General features: G+C 57.7%; 12 protein-coding genes. 6 read left to right on the top strand and 6 right to left on the bottom strand.

Going from position 1 to position 16460, the window contains the following annotated elements:
• The first annotated feature begins 101 nt into the window (after positions 1-101).
• The 3 genes from SC1_RS03745 (at position 102) to SC1_RS03755 (ending at position 5302) form a co-directional block, all read left to right on the top strand.
• Positions 102-2369, top strand: coding sequence for a TonB-dependent receptor (locus SC1_RS03745; protein WP_062177769.1), 2268 nt, complete (start codon positions 102-104; stop codon positions 2367-2369).
• 1282 nt (positions 2370-3651) lie between these two features.
• On the top strand, positions 3652-4644 hold the full coding sequence (locus SC1_RS03750; protein ID WP_202966776.1) for a hypothetical protein: 993 nt from the start codon (positions 3652-3654) through the stop codon (positions 4642-4644).
• On the top strand, positions 4637-5302 hold the full coding sequence (locus SC1_RS03755; protein ID WP_062177773.1) for a hypothetical protein: 666 nt from the start codon (positions 4637-4639) through the stop codon (positions 5300-5302). Before SC1_RS03750 ends, SC1_RS03755 begins: the two co-directional genes overlap by 8 nt.
• A 48-nt stretch (positions 5303-5350) precedes the next feature.
• Here SC1_RS03755 and SC1_RS03760 read toward each other — a convergent pair whose 3' ends face one another.
• The 3 genes from SC1_RS03760 to SC1_RS03770 are packed head-to-tail and all read right to left on the bottom strand — an operon-like array spanning position 5351 to position 7423.
• Positions 5351-5935, bottom strand: coding sequence for a hypothetical protein (locus tag SC1_RS03760; RefSeq protein WP_202966777.1), 585 nt, complete (start codon positions 5933-5935; stop codon positions 5351-5353).
• On the bottom strand, positions 5922-6848 hold the full coding sequence (locus tag SC1_RS03765; protein WP_083435660.1) for a bis-aminopropyl spermidine synthase family protein: 927 nt from the start codon (positions 6846-6848) through the stop codon (positions 5922-5924). The genes SC1_RS03760 and SC1_RS03765 overlap by 14 nt, the downstream gene beginning before the upstream one ends.
• Positions 6845-7423 (bottom strand): ATP-binding protein, encoded by a 579-nt coding sequence (locus SC1_RS03770; protein WP_152682280.1) that lies wholly within the window; start codon positions 7421-7423, stop codon positions 6845-6847. Before SC1_RS03770 ends, SC1_RS03765 begins: the two co-directional genes overlap by 4 nt.
• Positions 7424-7594: 171 nt before the next feature.
• Between SC1_RS03770 and SC1_RS03775 the strand changes: the two genes are divergently transcribed.
• Entirely contained in the window at positions 7595-8650 is a 1056-nt protein-coding gene (locus SC1_RS03775; RefSeq protein ID WP_062177781.1) for a hypothetical protein, read from the top strand.
• Between the two features lie 104 nt (positions 8651-8754).
• On the opposite strand, the gene SC1_RS03780 is transcribed toward SC1_RS03775, so the two are convergent.
• Positions 8755-10026, bottom strand: a complete 1272-nt coding sequence (locus tag SC1_RS03780) for a hypothetical protein (protein WP_062177783.1) — start codon at positions 10024-10026, stop codon at positions 8755-8757.
• 176 nt (positions 10027-10202) lie between these two features.
• Positions 10203-11747, bottom strand: coding sequence for a helix-turn-helix domain-containing protein (locus SC1_RS03785; RefSeq protein ID WP_193749098.1), 1545 nt, complete (start codon positions 11745-11747; stop codon positions 10203-10205).
• Positions 11748-11939: 192 nt separating this feature from the next.
• On the opposite strand from SC1_RS03785, the gene SC1_RS03790 reads away from it, so the two are divergent.
• Positions 11940-12908, top strand: coding sequence for a DUF4238 domain-containing protein (locus tag SC1_RS03790; RefSeq protein WP_062177789.1), 969 nt, complete (start codon positions 11940-11942; stop codon positions 12906-12908).
• 256 nt (positions 12909-13164) lie between these two features.
• Here the strand turns inward: SC1_RS03790 and SC1_RS21475 are convergent, their stop codons facing one another.
• Complete coding sequence (locus tag SC1_RS21475; protein WP_193749099.1) at positions 13165-13704, bottom strand: nuclear transport factor 2 family protein; 540 nt, start codon at positions 13702-13704, stop codon at positions 13165-13167.
• A 506-nt stretch (positions 13705-14210) separates the two neighbouring features.
• Between SC1_RS21475 and SC1_RS03800 the strand changes: the two genes are divergently transcribed.
• On the top strand, positions 14211-16250 hold the full coding sequence (locus SC1_RS03800) for an AAA family ATPase (RefSeq protein WP_062177796.1): 2040 nt from the start codon (positions 14211-14213) through the stop codon (positions 16248-16250).
• Positions 16251-16460: the final 210 nt, after the last annotated feature.

Genomic DNA, 16460 nt, shown 5'->3' on the forward strand with positions numbered 1-16460 from the left:
TGCTGCCCTATCCCCGAATGAACGACGCGACTGCCGCCCGCTGCGATCGATGTGCCGGGATCTCGGATGAGAATCGCGATCGAAAACATGGGGAGGTTCCAATGAAGGTCGCATTCTTGCTGTCGTCGTCTCTGGCCGCATTGCTGCTGGGCGCGCCGGCGAACGCCCAGGACACCGGCGCTCTCGGCGAAGCCAAGGACCAGGGCGACGGTGCCCAAGCCGTCGGCGATACCGCCGCTGCGGGCGATATCATCGTCACCGCGCAGCGCCGCGAGCAGCGATTGCAGGATGCACCCGTCGCGGTCACGGCGCTCGGTTCGGCCGCGCTCGATCAGCAAAATGTCCTTACCACCCGCGATCTCATGCAGGTGGTGCCGAGCCTCCAGGTCAGCACGTCGGCCAACGCCGGCGGCGGCGCGGCGACATTTTTTCTGCGCGGGATGGGGCAATTGCAGTCGTCGAACGGCGCCGAACCCGCGGTCGGCGTTTACGTGGATGACCTTTACTATCCCTCGCTGCAGGGCGCCATCTTCGACGTCGTCGAACTGGCGCAGGTCGAAGTGCTGCGCGGACCGCAAGGCACGCTGTTCGGACGCAACACGATCGCCGGAGCGATCCGCTACACGACGCGCGGTCCCGATGTCTCGAAGTTCGAGGCGCGGGTCACCGGGCGGATCGGCAGTTATGACCGCCGCGAAATCTCGGGTTCGGTCAATCTCCCGATCGCCGATGCCGCAGCGGTGCGGCTCACGGCCGGCCATCTCGAGCGGGACGGCTTCGTCGATATCCAGAGTAGCGGCGGCAAAGCGGGCGGCAGCAAAACCGATCTCGTTCGCGGCCAGGTCCGTATCGAGCCAACGAACTCGACCTACATTGAGGCGTCCGCCCAATATAGCAAGTTCGAGCTCGACGGGATTCCTTACAATATTCCGGGTCCGATGACGCCGGTCGCGCCGCGGCCGGGTGCGTCGCCGACCCAGCCTCTCGTCTATAATAACACGGTCGCGCCGGCCCGCGGCTTGCCGCTCTATACCGACGCCTACCGGTCGACCTGCTATTACTGCCAATTCGGCACGAACAATCCCGAGTTCGCCGATGTTCGCTACAAAAATGCCCTGGTGCGCGCGGGCTGGAATTTCGCGGACGGGTTCGAGCTGAAATCGATCACCGGTTGGCAGGACACGTTCACGCGTCGCAGCTCGGACCAGGACAGCACCCCGCTCCCCGTCAACGGCGGCGCGCTGAACCGCGAAAAGATCCTCGCCTTTTCGCAGGAGCTCCAGCTCAACGGGCGCTTGCTCGACAATCGGCTCAACTTCGTTTCGGGCCTCTTCTACTATAATGAGCGCCAGCCCGCCATGACGCCCGAACGGCCGAATACCGTGCTCGGGAACCCCGTGGTTGTCGCCAATATCGGCTCGCGATATTTGAAGTCCTACGCGGGCTATATCGACGGCTCGTTCGAGATCGTCGACGACCTGCTGCTGCTGGGCGGAATTCGCTACAGCAAGGACAAGAAGCGGATCGTGCAGACCAACACGGCGACCGGCGCCGAAATTGCATCGGGTGACCGCAGTTTCGGCAGCACGACCTATCGCGCAGGTATCCAATATAGCTGGACGCCCGATATCATGACCTATTTCAACGTCGCGACGGGTTTTCGCGCCGGGGGCTTCAATCCCTTTAGCGCGACCAATACGCCGCGATTCCAGCCGTTCGAGCCCGAGAAGGCGACGAGTTACGAGGTCGGCGCGCGCTTTCAGTTCCTCGATCGGCGCATCACGTTTAACCCGACCGCCTTTTACGTCGACTGGACGAAAATCCAGGTCCAGGCAATCGGCACCGACGAGGGAGGGCAGGTCGTGCGCGCGTTGCAGAACGCAGGCGCGGCGCGCAGCTATGGCTTCGAGCTCGAATGGGCGGCGATGGTGACCGACACGCTTCGCCTCTCGGGCAATTTCGCCTATCTCGACGTTCGCTACACCGATGTCGGTAACGCAACTGGCATCACGGTGGAGAGCGACCTGCAACGTGCGCCGCCGATCACCTTCTCGATCGCGGCGGCGCACACGCTGAAGCTCGATTCGGGCGCAAAGCTCGTCGCCTCGGTGAATTTCAGCTTCAACGACGAGCAGCGCAGCACGGCGACCGACGCCGACACGCTGATCCTCGACGCTTATGGCCTGGTCAACGCGCGTATCGAATATACCGACCCGAGCGGCCGCTATTCGATCGCACCCTATGTCACGAACCTCTTCGACAAGAAATATGCGGTGGGCGGTGTGAACTTCTACGCCAATGTCGGTGCTGCGCGATACGACCTTGGGCGGCCTCGGGAGTTCGGTGTGACATTGCGAGCAGTCTACTAACTTTCAGCCAACGTTGCGACGGGATCGGCAGCAATAGGGGTGGGGAGGGTAGGCGAACTGCTGCCGGCTGATCGTGTGATTCAAATGCGGGCTGGTTGGAGTCCGTCGCAGCCTGGCATAGCGACCGTTGATTGCCTGGCTGTCGGGATTGCGCCCGATCTAAGACGTAGCGGCCGTTTTACTGGCGTCCGAAAGCCGCCATTTAGCTCCGAAGGGCATGAAATCTCCGACGCGCCCGACCGTAGTCGCAAAGATCGACGAGCTGGTCGCCCAAAACGTGCGGCAATCCGCCGCCTCAATCATTGGTAGTCAGATATGTGCTCCCGAGCAGAAGTCAGACTTAGTTATCCACATGCTGCCAACATCCTCTCCACCTCTATTTTCATTCAGCCAGCCGACCGTCAGTTGATTGGGTAGCGGCCCAGTGCGACAAGAGCGAATGAGAAATTTGAGATGAACATCTGGAGTGAACTTGCCGGTGACGGTGTCGCACGGCTTACCGATAATAGGTTTGACGTGCTCGAGGAGTTTGTGTGTTGGTCGCGAATGCAGGCAGAAGCCGGCCAGCAACTGGAAGCAATTATCGCCCGAAAAGAGCGGGAGCGACAGGCCGGTGACGGCTGTTTTCTCTGGGGGGTTGGAAATGCGCCCGCGGTAATTGCGAGAGTGCTTGCGCGTGCCCAGGTCCCAGTTCGAGCGGTGTTTTCAATAATGAAGACCCCGCCGAAATCGATCGATATAGCACCATCGCGCACGTTCGTTTGGCGCCGGTATGTTGACGCGGAAGGGGCTGATCGCCCTCTTCCAGCTTACGCGCTAATTACGAGTAGGGGCGACAGCGCCAAGGGAGCCAAGCGATCGCACTATGCTCTCATGTGCCAATCAAGCGAGCCTTTGGAGATTCGCCGAGGAAATTCGTTCAACCCGGGTGCCTATCGGAATGCTGGCGGGACGGGGGCTCCAGTAGGTGCTTCTCAGGTGACCGCTTTGCTAAGGAAGGTTGATGCCCAAACCGAGGCGGCCGGATACGAGGCCAATTTGACGGCTTGGCTCACCGGCAGTTATTGGGTGAGGCTTACCGACCCTATAGAACTTAGCCCCAGCAAGCTTCAACTTTTGGCGAATCTGGGCTCAAACTGTGAAAGCCCGTGGGACGCTACCGTAGAAGCAATTCGGGCGGGACCACCTACTCAGTCGGAACCAACTTCACGTGGGCTGCTGCTGTAAGAAGAGAGTTGGTTATTCTTCCTATTAACGCTAATCGCTGATCGAGGGTGGGGCGTTGGCCGGCGACAAAAATTCTCTGATCAGTTTATTGCGCAGGGTGGGCATCAGCCGCAGCGCGATTGATGCAGCTTGGCCATCTTGGTGGACGGAAGAGGCGGACTCGTCTTTGTCCGGTCGCGCTGAGCTACGATTTGCCTTGGCGCGTCGCCTTGGTCTTGAGCCGCAACCCTTGCTCGGTGAACGCGTCGAGTTTGTTTGGAACGACGAAGCCCGGTTCAAGCACTTGTCAACGCAGGATGAGGGTCAGCGGGCCGCGCTTGCATCGTTCGGCCTCGCAATTGGTCGCCTCTTGCTTCGAGCGACTCCGGCTCCGCCTAGTGCAACGATTGATGCCGAGACCCTTCGAACTGCCATTCTCGCCGGCAGTCAGTTTGTCGACCTGAGTTCGCTCGTGGCGACTTGCTGGGCTCTGCGCATTCCGGTGATCCATCTTCGCGTGTTTCCTCTGGAGACCAAATCTATGCATGCAATGGTGGTGAAGGAAGACGGTCGCTTCGCTATCTTGTTAGGACGTGACGCGGGTTACCCAGCCCCAGTCGCGTTCACCCTTGCGCACGAAGTCGGTCATATCATGCTTGGCCACCTCGCCGACGCCCCAGCTCTGATCGACCTAGAAGATCCCGCGCTTTCTCGCGGGAAGGATGATCAGGAGAACGATGCTGATCGATTTGCCCTCACTTTGCTGACAGGGTCACCCGAGCCAGAGATTGTGCCAAATCTCGGCAGATTCAATGCACCCACCCTCGCGGCTTCAGTCTTGGAGGCGGGCCCCCGTCACAGCGTCGAGCCGGGGATGCTCGCCCTTTGTGTCGCGCATAACCGTAACGCTTGGCCTGTTGCGATGTCTGCAATGCGTTTCATCTACAGTGAGCCAAAGCCAGTCTGGCGCGAAATCAACGGGATAGCAGACGGAGAGCTTCTGTGGGATGAGTTAGGAGACGAAGCTTCGCACTATCTGCGAAACGTCATGATTGGCAGCGATGACTGATCAAGTCCTGCTCGACAACGATGTGTCGCTCAAGGTGGCTTGCTACCTTCTAGTTGAACAAATGCTGTCAATAACAACGGTAAATGGATTTCCCCCGGCGATGCTAGGGGTAGGCAAATATGTGGTGCGGAGCAAGATTGAGCGCGGAGACAAGATAGTTGATCGAGAAGCCGCGTTGGCTGCGTTTGAACTACTTGCAGCCAATATCATGTGGCTGGAGCCGACAGAAAAAGAGGTTGCGTTTGCCGCCAACCTCGAAACGGCAGCAATGCGAAATGGCCTCGAGCTAGACGGGGGCGAAAGTCAGCTCCTTGCTATCCTAATCCAACGCGCGTGCATGCTCCTAATAACTGGAGACAAACGTGCGATTGCCGCGCTCAGCGTTGTTGCTGCAGACATCGCGGGAGGAAAGCTCTACTGTATGGAGCAATTGATGACGCGCCTGGTCCAAGTTTTCACTCCTGAGACCGTGCGTCCGCGCGTTTGTGCCGAACCCTCAGTTGATCGGGCCATAACGGCCAGTTTCGGATGCTCGCAGCCATCGGCCGAGGTCGACGATATATTGGCCGGTTTGACAAGCTACATCGCCCACCTCGAAAGTTCCGCTCCGGCCATGCTCTTACATACAAATGGACTACCGCCGGGCGATATATACTGACTATCGCGAACTGCCGCAGGCGATGCATGAGAATATGGGGATTCCGATTTATCGCTGCCCCCGCAAGAAAACTGCGTACGGATCCGCTAGCGTTGCCACGAGCCCGATTTCTAGATTCCGAGGTTCGAACTCGTTTGATATTTCCGGCGCATCCAAGACCTCTAGACAAGCCTTGTCGACCCGTCCTTTTATGTACCGACTCCCGAGCCGCCCGGTACTCGGGCCCACCGGCACGCGGGTTTGATCCAATGGGAGGATTAGCTGTTCTTCGTGGAGATCATTAATGACAAGAGCGTATTTTGACCCTCGCACTTCGATCGTGGGAGGAATCTCCTTCCACGCGATGCCATCAACGGAATACTCTGAAGCGACTCCTTCGGCGAAATGATGTGAATCCATTTCTTCCATGCAAAGGTGGATCGTTTGCCCTTTCTGCGCAAAAGATCGCGCAAACGGCTGAACCATCGATCCGGGATGGCAGGTATTTCCACCGTAGCCCCACATTCCGAACCCGGTTTGACGTATCTCTTCTGCCTTCCTGGCAATTATCTCGGCAAGGCCTTCGTTTGCGTGCGTGCCAATCTTCATGAAGAGCAAGCCTGCGCCCGGTTTGATGATTTCATTCACTGCCACGATCAAGCCACTCCAGTTCGTATTCGTCCTCGTGCGCAACACCATAATCAAGACGCTTGCGCGCCCTTACATAGCGAACAGTTGGGCGCTGGGACAGGCCATAGAAGTTTTCGAGCCTATTAGGGTCTGTTATGGGAGCGCTCAGTCCGGGTGGCTGGTTTTGAGGTAACGCTGCCAAGTATAAGTTGCACGACTTCAATTCGGGTGCGTCATCCAAATGATACTCGTGCAATTTGCGCTGCATTTTCGACACGTAGAAGCCATGCTCAGAAGCGAACCGCTGAACATTTGCAAGAACCTGTTTCGGCCAAGGTAAATCATCGTCGTCAGCGATAACCACGACACCTTCTCCGATGTGGCCAGTCGCTTCCATTCCACGTTCGACAAAAGCATTCACACTTTCACCGCCGTTCGATGCGCCCCACGGCGGATTTGTGTAAAAGCAGTCGTAGAGTTCGCCGGGTTCCATCGCGTCCAGTACGTTATACAGCCGCGCATCCAAATTCGGAATGCCCTCTCGGTCCGCGAAGTTCATCACTGCCTCAACGGTCCGCTCATCGAAGTCGAAGACCGTGATATGCGAAGGCCCAAAAGTCAGGACTCCACGAGCCTTTAGATACGCGACGCAAACGCTAATAGCGTCACCATCTCCAATGAACGCTAATCGCTTGCCGTCTGCCCAGTCCGCGATCATCTCGCTTTGCAGCACCATGTCGCCGGTTTTCATGTGGATCTGATCGAAGACCCGAAGCGGCCTTGGCCGATTCTGCACAACGTCAGATACGGCATTAATTGCCTTTCGAAGGTCGACACGTCGTCGCTCCGTCGGGTGAGCCGATGGGGACGCAAGCGAGCTGGGGGATTCTCTTGTTCCGCGTAATCGGTTCACAGCGCGAGCGAGGGCCCCGATCATTTCAGGCGATCCACTAGGAGCGCAATAAGCTGTTCGCGAGGGGCCGAGGTATCGAACAAATATGCCGGGCAGCCGATAGACATGCTATACGTTGCAGCGACAGAAGCTTGCAGCATGGTATGCATCCTCGCATCCTCCTCACTAACCACAGGGCGGCCGCCGGCATCTTTTTCTATGCGCTCGCGCGTTTCGTCAGGCCCCACGTAAAAAACCCAAATTTCATCCGGCGCTAACTCTGCGAATTGCTCCACCGAAAAGGGTGTAATTCTAAATCCATAGTTTTCTTTGGTTACGGCGTGCGTATCGATTAATAGATTCTGTGTCGTCCGATGGTCGCGCACGAAAGAAAGCAGAGCCGTATCTACGGCGCGAACGTCATCCGGTGTTACAATGGCGGCGGATTTCGCGCGTAACTCGTCCTGAGTCACTGGGCGAACGAACTTATTTGCGCAATGTTCTGTGAGTCGCGCGCCATATTCCCATACCACGAGGTCCGGGATACGCTCGGAGAGCTCCTTAGTCGTCGAACTCTTTCCGGCCGCAGGCGCGCCCGTTAGGTAAATCACCTTTGGCATGTCCACCCCCAAGCATAAGGGGCACTGAAGTCCCTCAAGAGTCAAGTAACGTTACACCCGATCTGAAGGCGCTTCGTAATGCCCAGAGTATCGCGAGGATTGCACATGCCCAGAGAGTATCAGCTGACTCTTCCGTTTTGCTAGTTTCTCACAGCTTCGCTATGGGGCGTCATGAACGCGAACGCCAAGAAACCGGAACAGGAGCGGGACCCTATCCGGGACATCGTTGCGAACGCCGTCGACTTTCTCGAGAGCGCAACTCGCGAATTCAGGAAGGGCCGTCCGAAACCCTCCATCATTGCATTTCATTCGGCGGTCGAACTGTTTCTGAAAGCGCGGCTTATGCACGAGCATTGGAGCCTCGTTGTCAGCAAGGGGCCTAGCCTTACGCAATTTCAGTCCGGCGATTTCGTCTCTGTGACCTTCGAGGAAGCGTGCGATAGGCTCGTCAAAATCGTTGGGCATCCACTACCTGAACGCGCCAGACGGGCGTTTGATGCTCTGCGTAAGCATCGCAATAAGCTCGTTCACTTTTTTCAAGACTTGGAAGCGCCCGGCGTGAAGGAGCAGATCGCCGAGGAACAACTCCACGCTTGGCACGCGCTGAGCGGCCTTTTAAGTGGGCCCTGGCGGGAAATATTTGAGCGCTTCGACATCGATATTGCTAAACTTGATCGCGGCTTCGCTGATCATCGACTTTATCTTCAGACGCGGTTCGACAGCCTTTGCGAGGTGCTCGCAGATCTTAAGAAGAGTGGAGCTGACGTTCGGGAGTGCGGCGCCTGCAAATATCAGGCCGCCGAGGTGGAAACCGTCGTGCCCGGGCTGTTTGACGGTGTTTGCCACGTCTGCAGATATGCAACGCGCTGGTTAATGACAGAGTGTAGTGATTGCGAAAAGCCACTTCGCGTGACCGGCGATGAAAACAGCCTTTGCGGCTACTGCCTTACAAATCATCTGCCGGGTGACATTGCCGAGCGCATCGACCAAGATCCGGCAACGTATGACGATATGGACAAGGCTACGCCGGCAAATTGCAGCTGGTGTGACGGTTATCAGACGGTCGTCATGTACCAAGACCATTACATTTGCACCGCCTGCCTCGAGCTCACCGGGGTGATCGGTATATGTGGCTGGTGTAGCGAGGGTAATAATGGTGATATGGAAGGCAGCACATGGAAGGGCTGCAACTTCTGCGATGGCCGTGCTGGCTGGGAGCGCGACTGACCGGCAATTGCCGGGCACGGAGGAGATTTCGGAAGTTATCGTCAGTTAATTATTTCGCTAACAGTCCTCTTTTGTAGCTGCGGGCCATTGGGTCTGCTTGCTGATTAGATCGTGGCTGCCTCTCGCGTCAGATCGATGCCAAAGGGAGGGGGCTCTGTCTTGGAGTCCCAACGCAGGCCATCACCGGTTCGATACCATGTTCCGATCAAACGACCGCGTCGATAAGACAAGCTGGGTGACATCCGGCCCTCCAGCCGGATGGCCACCGCCTCGAAATCCTCGAAACGATCGTCGAGCATCGACCTACGAGCGTGTTCGCGCACATCTTTGTTGTTCTTGAAACTGAGCGTCGAGCTCTGGGAGGAGTTACCTCGAATGTAGTCGATGATATAAGGTGTGCCGCCCTCGTCCTCAGGGATTTCTAATCCGGATGCGTAGCCGCGCATGTCATACTGCCACCCGACGCAGGTAAGACATAGACCGTTGTGCAGCACGTTTCCCTGACAACCAGCGTGATTGCATGACCGCCGTTCAACCTGGAAAACATCTTCGCAAATCACACAACGGATAGCGCTGCAATCTTTCTTTCGATCCATGAGTTGAGCCAGGCGGGGCCACTCATCCTGCCATTTGGTATCGGCGTGATCATAGCATTTGGGGCAAAGGTACGTGCGCCGGTTCGGGTCGAAACCAAAATAGCGGCGCTTCTCCGCGGGATCGAGATGGCGGAGGGCAACATCTATTTGGTTCATCACGACGTTCTGGCTGTCATCGCGCAGGCCGTAAGCGGCGTATCGGCCGTCAAACTCCATAGCCTTCAAACGGTTAGGCCAAGACTCGTCGTCGAACAGAGACTTGATCGTCTCCATCATTGTTCGGACCAGTAACGAAGGGTCGAATGTCTTCACCGAAACTGAGTGCATTATCCGGTTCCGATCACGACGGACATCATCCCAAAAGGAACGAAAATTATCGTCTAGAGGAGGCGCCGCAAAGCTATTGTGGACCTTCACCAGATCGGCAGCATCGAGCGTTCTGAATTCGCTAAACGGTACTGGCCGACTATCGGCGCCCTTTGGCCAGTCCTTGGGGTCGCGAGCAATTAGTAGAAGCGGGGATATGGCCGCAATTCTACCCTTTAGTGCCATTTCCATCGCCTGCTGGATCAAGCCGAACGCATTTGCGAGTGCAGGCTGTGACTTCGTCCAATATTGCGCGGCCGCCTGCTCCTTCTCGCCTTCGTCGATATAATCCCCATAAGCTTCTTCGATCTGCTCATAATCCAGCACAGCCTGAATCGAGATTTGCCACGCAAGATAAAGTTGGTTTAGCCCTGCTTCGCGGAATTCGGCTGGCGTGGGGATTTCCGTTATCATGGTTTGTCGATGCCGCTCATTTGCACGGAATGGTAGCGGTTCGGCTGCCAGAATTACAGACCGTTCTAATTGGGCGCAGCTTTCGTGGCAGCGATGGACCAACCCTCTATCGAATGTGCGCACTGCCGATCGGTCGTCGTAAGCTGCCAGTCCTGAACCGGCGAGCATTTGCTGATTCAGCCCGACGAAAAGAGCAACTCATCGACCCTGCAGTTCGCCCGTCGGGCATAGCTCTGTGCCGGCTTTCCCTTTAAGAAATGATTGCACTGCTTAAGTAGCCAGAGAATCTCCTTCGGCTCGGCTTCAAAGTCGTCAGGCAGGCCTTCCAGCGCTTGCGCGACCGCGCCCGCTTCCTTAGCGTCGATTACAGCCAGCTTTTCACCCGCGAGCAACCGATCGAGGAAGGCCTTCGGCGTCCCAACGGGAGCGTCAAAGGCCGCTCCCGGCTGTATACGCTTGATGTAGTTTTCCTTCCGCTTGGACGTGATATTCAACGAGTTGATGAAGGCTTCGAGCTCTGCACGGGACATCCCCGCGAGCTTCGCGAAGTAGTGGAGCGGATACCAGCCGTCTTGACCGACCTCGACGGCGAAACGAATATAGGCTTCAGGCTCATCAGGATCCGATTGGTCGAGAAAAGCATCGATCAGCGCGTCACGTGTCACAAGCCCAAATTTGGTCGAGCCAGTATCTTTGTCTGTGGAAGCCTGTACGTCTCCGATAAGCCGAAGTGTCGGCGCTCCGGCGACCTCGGAAAACTCGCCTTCCTTGACGAAAGTGAGCTTCTCGACCAGCTTTTCATCGATCCGTATCGCATGTTTGCCGTCGGTGAGGGTGCCGTCAACAAGATCCGCAATCAACGTGCGCTCGGGGCCGAGCTGAAGCAGGCGTTCGACCATCGGAAGGATCTGTTCTCGGGCATCGCGATCACGCGCGTCCAGGAGTGTTCGAAGGTCGCTATATTTGATCCGCGCGGACTGCCCCGGATAGCGGTAGTAAATATCCCCTTCGCGAACATCGTAGCCTTCATTTTTCGTCGCGATCACCGGCCGGCTTTCGTGCTGTGCCACGTAAACCACGCCGATGCTCGCGCCTCCGATTTCGACGAGGCGCGTACGGACACGCGGCGTTGGGTCGAACACCGACTTGACCTTCCTAGTCACGTCGGCGGGGTCCATTTTTGCGAACTCGTCGGTTTTCATTCCTAACGCGACATCGCCGACATCGACGCCATTTTCGTCGACCGTTCCCTTGTCGGGGATGCCGAAGAATATGTAACCGCCCGAATTATTGGCAAGAGCCGCAACCGCGCGCAGCCAAGCGCCAGGATGCTTGAGGCCGAAGCTCGTCTTGCACTCATGGAGGTCGGTTTCGCCCAAGCCAAGACGCCAGAGGCCGTCGTTGCCTTCCGTAAATAATGAGGCGATCATGTCATCTGCGAGCGGGTCGCCGGTCGAAAGGTCAAGTGCGACGGTCGTTGCGCCGGCTGTGGCAGCGCCACCCGCATAGGCGGCAATGAACGCGTCGAGATCTTTGTTCGATGCCGCCGAGATCGACTTTGATGGGCCATATGTGCCGTTGCGGATACCCGTTATGCGACCGCTGTTTACCGGACGGTCAGGGCGATTGAAGAAAAACTGTATATCATTGTTTTTCATGTCGCGGCTAAGCATCGCCTTGATCAGAGCGATCTCTACGTCGGTGATGGTTCTCTTCGCCATAAGCGGTCTATACACGGGGTTCCGGGCGAGCCATGAGATTATGTGAGCGTTGCGAAACGGCGAGGGGCCGATCCATTCTAAAGGATTACGTCTCCGGCGCTGCCGATTGCGCCAGTTGAAGCGAAGACTTACATAAGCCGCAACGATCCTGGCCCCTGGCGCGCTGGGACACTCCTCTGTGTCGAGATTTCGATGAGCGACCCAAAGCGGCATCATTGGTGGCCGATGTGCCATTCGACATTGTGGACCGGTGACGATGGCTGCATCGCCATTATGAACGCGTCTGGCGAGGTAGACCGTCGGCGGCCGAAGAACCTCGCCGTTCGAAAATATTACAACTCGATATTGCGCGCCGACGGTACGCGGGACGCCTCGCTAGAGACGTTCTTCGCGAACGAGATCGAAGGCGTTGCCGGCCCGGTGTTGGCAAGGCTTGCAACCGAATCCCGCCGCGACCATCAACTCGAGCGGCATTACGACAAGGCGCGCCTCAAGTCGCAGCGTAAGGAGATCAAGCAGGACGGCTTTGTTCCGGACGACCGGGCTTTTTCGACGCATCTTCCGGCGGAAGATCGCCGAGCGTTGGCGCGCTATGTCGCATCACTGATCGTGCGCGTTCCAAGCTATAAGGATGAATTGAACTCAGAGCGCATGCGGCAGGATATTGCCACATTTCTCGGCCTTACGTCGGAGGAGGCGAGGCGCGAGACGGACGAGAACCATCTCGAAATCGTTCGCGATCATCTCAACGACTATTCGGCACTTCTAGAACAATGCGCTTTCGTCTTACTCGACGCGCCCGACGGCCTTGAATTTCTGATAGGGGACACGCCAGTTATTCCGGCGGCGCTCGGCTTTGGTGAAGCCGAAGCGATGTGCCCAATAGCGCCGAATCGGGCGCTATTCATGATCAGGGGCTATCGCCCGCCGTTCGATGACAGGATCGCGATCTTCCGCTCAATGCCGAAGAGCGTGAAGGCGTTCAACAAAACGATGGTTCAGAACGCGGAACGAGAAATTTTTTGCCGCACCCCGCCGCCGGCCAAGTTCGTCAAGGATCACCTCGGAACCCGGCAGGTCAGGATCGTGCCAAAGATCGGACAGGGGCATGTGGGCAAAACCCGCGGCCCGCTGCTCCAGCCAAAAGCAGGTGCTCCTTAGCCTTATTGAACTGGAGCAAAGATTGAGGCGCCGTGCGATCGTTGCAGATCTCTACACCCCGAAACTCGTCGGCGCGCATGTCATCAAAGCGAGCCCTCCAGAGGATTTTACAACGTCCGCTCTCTTTATTCGGCGGCCAAAAGCAGATGGTCCGCAATCGGCCAGATTCGGCGGGCCTGCGACTAAAGGGGGACTGCAGCCCTCGACGGCCAGAATGGGGGGGGTGCGGATGTCTCCCACGTGATTTACCAGACCATCAGGGGATAAGCGTCTCGTGGGCCAGCACCACTCGCCATCCTTCCGGCAGCTTCCTCCAGACTGAAGTGATCACCAGCCTGCTCGGCTTTTTGGTTTCGGGACTCGTCACGTTCATCCATTGAATTGACGTTGCCACATCGCTTCCTTGAGACACGATTTCAGGCGGCCGAACTTCCTCGAATTTGATGCCGGAATTCTTGTCGCTCCACCATTTGCGCTGTTCACTGAGAATGGCGTCCCATCCCCGCAATGTTTCGCCATCGAACGTTATTGCGAGCGCAGGGGACTGCCAGTAGCTGCGCATAAACTCATCTGCATCAAGCTTTCCTGCCGCGCCCATCATGCCAGCAATCGCATCCCGCACCTGATCTTCAGGTGTCTGAGCTTCAACGGAAGAGGAACAAACCGCTAAAGTAATTGCGATAGCTGCGGTTAAATTGCGCATAGCAACCTGCCTGAGTGCGGGGACATCATGATGGCCGATTTCTTTTGTCGCCGCAATGTCGGTCGTGGCTTCGCCGATGGTGGAGGATGACACTCTTCTGCGTGTCCGCAATTGGTCGTTTCCAGTCGTCGCCATCGTGCGCACAGCGTTCGTCCGCTTTTCTCGGTTTCAGACCTAAAAGCGGCCTGACTACAATCGGCCATTGTGGTCAGAATCTATTGATTCGCGCCCACGGCGGACCATCCATTGGATTGTCAGCAATTGACGATGATTGTCTCACGGTGCATTTCATTTCTCCGTGCCCGATCGGGCTTGGTCTGTCGAGGAACGGTGATGAGCCCAAGAGAAGCAAGCTATATTGGCGACATCCGATCCGGCCGGTTCCGGCACGAAGACAGGGACAAGCTTCTGACATTCCCGACCGCGGCGGTCTGTTACGCCTCGAACATGTTGCGTCGCCGGTGGCCTGAGGCCGAAACTGCGATTGCCGACAGTCCTTCCGCGGCGGCCAGCTATGCGGCGGACGTCATCGGCGGCCGTTGGCCGAGTGCGGAGCCGATGATCGCATCCGACGCAATCGCCTCGCTCAATATGCTACGATGGCGGTGAACGGCCCCTTCGCTGAAGGTGAGCCCGCGATCATGCGTGTGTCGTGGATCGCGGCCGAATATACCAAAGCGGTTCTGCAGGGTCGTTGGCCAGCCTACGAAGCGTACCTTGAAGCTGAGTTGCAAACAGCCGGCGACGACGGCCATCGGGTCACGGCCGACATGCAAGACTATATGCGCTTTGCCGGGCAGCTTCGCTGGCAGGCGGCGGAAGAAGCAATCCTCAAATTCGGCGATGTCAGACATGTTTTGACCTATGCCAAGCAACTGGGGCAGCGGTGGGAGGCGGGGGAAAACTATCTGCTTGATCTTTCCAAAGCCAACGCCCTCGTTGACTACGCGCATGCCGTCATCGACGGCCGTTGGCCGCAGGCGGAAGCGATTATCCAGTCTGACCTGCAGGCTTCGCTTTCCTACGCGCGAGACGTCATAGGTAATCGCTGGCCTGAGGCCGAGGCCGCCCTTGCCAGCGACGGTGACGTTGCGGCGCAGTATGCCCGCGAGGTGATTAAGGGGCGGTGGGAGGCTGCGGAAGCGGCGATTCTGACTGCACCGCGCGCCGCGGCGACCTACGCCGAAACCGTCTTGAAAAGGCCATGGCCGGAAGCAGAGTCGGCCATCCTGCATGACGGCATCGCGGCCGCCTGCTATGCAGAACGCGTATTGGAGCGGCGATGGCCCGACGCCGAGGCGGCGATACTGGAGGCCGGTGACGCAGCAGTGAGCTACGCGGCTGCGGTCATTGGGGGCCGCTGGCCAGCTCTCGAATCCGCGCTTGTCCAGCTGCACGATAGCCGAGACGAGTGGGATATGGGACCGAATTTCTCGGTTGATGCGGCGGTGCGCTACGCCGATGAGGTGATGAAGGCACCTTGGCCTGCGCTCGAGACCGGCCTTCTAGCCTGCTCTAAAAAGAGCGGCTGGCGTGGCGCGAGCTACGCCCGCGCTGGCGCGGTCTATGCAGCCAAGGTCTTGCAGCGCCGGTGGCCGGAGCTTGAAGAGCGGCTCGTCGGCGAGCCTTTCCCTGACGCCATCGTTTCTTATGTCGCTGGCGTCATCAAAGCGCCCTGGCCCGATGGCGAGGCCGCGCTCGAGGGCGCGCCGGAGTTGGAAAATTACACGCTCGTGATGCTCCAGTTGGAGAGGGAGCCCGGCACGCCTGAGCAAACGGCTCCAGCCAAGCCGCACTTCCACCAGGCGACTAAAACCACAGGTCCGCTGACCTCGAACGCGATCCCCGATATCATGGCCGAACTCGACGCCTTGATCGGGCTCGGAACGGTGAAAGCAGAACTGCGCCGGATTGCGGCGACGGCGCTCGTGCAAGAGCGGCGCAAACAGCAAGGCCTCAAGACCGGCGCGAGCAGCCTGCACTTAGTCTTCACCGGCAACCCCGGGACGGGCAAGACGACTGTCGCACGGCTAGTTGGCCGGATTTATGCCGAGCTCGGTTTGCTGAAGCGCGGCCATCTCATTGAGGCCGCCTATTCCGACTTGGTGGCGGACTATGTCGGCCAGACAAGCGGCAAGACGCTCGCGCGCATCCTCGATGCCGAGGACGGAGTCCTGTTCATCGACGAGGCGTACAAGTTAGCGCCACCGCACAGCCAGGCGGACTTCGGCCGTGAAGCTATCGAGACTCTGCTCGTCGAGATGGAGAACCGTCGTGATCGGTTGGCAGTCATCGTTGCAGGTTATCCCAGGGACATGGAGCGCTTCCTCAATGCGAATACCGGGCTGCGATCGCGATTTACGCGCAAGATTCCGTTTGAAGACTACACCCCCGCCGAGATGATCGAGATTTTCCGGTCGCTGGCGGCTGAGCAAGATTATATGCTGACCGAGCCCGCTGCCGAGGAACTGTTAGGTCGCTTTGCAGAAATGACCGCGCGCAACGATCTTGGCTTCGCGAACGGGCGATCGGTGCGCACGCTCTTCGAGCGCACCGTCGAATTGCACAGCATGCGCCGCGCGGAAGACCAATCGCTCGATCTATCGACCATCGACGCAATCGATATTCCTATCGATTGAAAGCTTACCAGCTAAATCTGCCCAAAGCGTCGGGTTAAGACGGTAGCTGCGGCGCGCTGCAACGGGCAAGCGCGACAGCGGATGACAAAACTCGAAAGCCCGGGCAATTTTGCGGTGGCGACTTAATTCATTCCCTCAGCACAAGTGCTGTTGTTGATCGCTTTGTGCCAACCAGAAGAACTGGTAGCCGAAATGTCCGCTTCTTGAAGG

Origin of the sequence: Sphingopyxis sp. C-1, assembly GCF_001047015.1 — a bacterium.
In the GTDB taxonomy this organism is placed as follows: Bacteria; Pseudomonadota; Alphaproteobacteria; order Sphingomonadales; family Sphingomonadaceae; genus Sphingopyxis.

Bases quoted from the DNA above. Each gene is read 5' to 3' on its own strand.
- SC1_RS03775 (WP_062177781.1), top strand. From the start codon at position 7,595: ATGAACGCGAACGCCAAGAAACCGGAACAGGAGCGGGACCCTATCCGG.
- SC1_RS03780 (WP_062177783.1), bottom strand. From the start codon at position 10,026: ATGATAACGGAAATCCCCACGCCAGCCGAATTCCGCGAAGCAGGGCTA.
- SC1_RS03765 (WP_083435660.1), bottom strand. From the start codon at position 6,848: ATGATCGGGGCCCTCGCTCGCGCTGTGAACCGATTACGCGGAACAAGA.
- SC1_RS03755 (WP_062177773.1), top strand. From the start codon at position 4,637: ATGACTGATCAAGTCCTGCTCGACAACGATGTGTCGCTCAAGGTGGCT.
- SC1_RS03790 (WP_062177789.1), top strand. From the start codon at position 11,940: ATGAGCGACCCAAAGCGGCATCATTGGTGGCCGATGTGCCATTCGACA.
- SC1_RS03745 (WP_062177769.1), top strand. From the start codon at position 102: ATGAAGGTCGCATTCTTGCTGTCGTCGTCTCTGGCCGCATTGCTGCTG.
- SC1_RS03800 (WP_062177796.1), top strand. From the start codon at position 14,211: ATGGCGGTGAACGGCCCCTTCGCTGAAGGTGAGCCCGCGATCATGCGT.
- SC1_RS03785 (WP_193749098.1), bottom strand. From the start codon at position 11,747: ATGGCGAAGAGAACCATCACCGACGTAGAGATCGCTCTGATCAAGGCG.
- SC1_RS03770 (WP_152682280.1), bottom strand. From the start codon at position 7,423: ATGCCAAAGGTGATTTACCTAACGGGCGCGCCTGCGGCCGGAAAGAGT.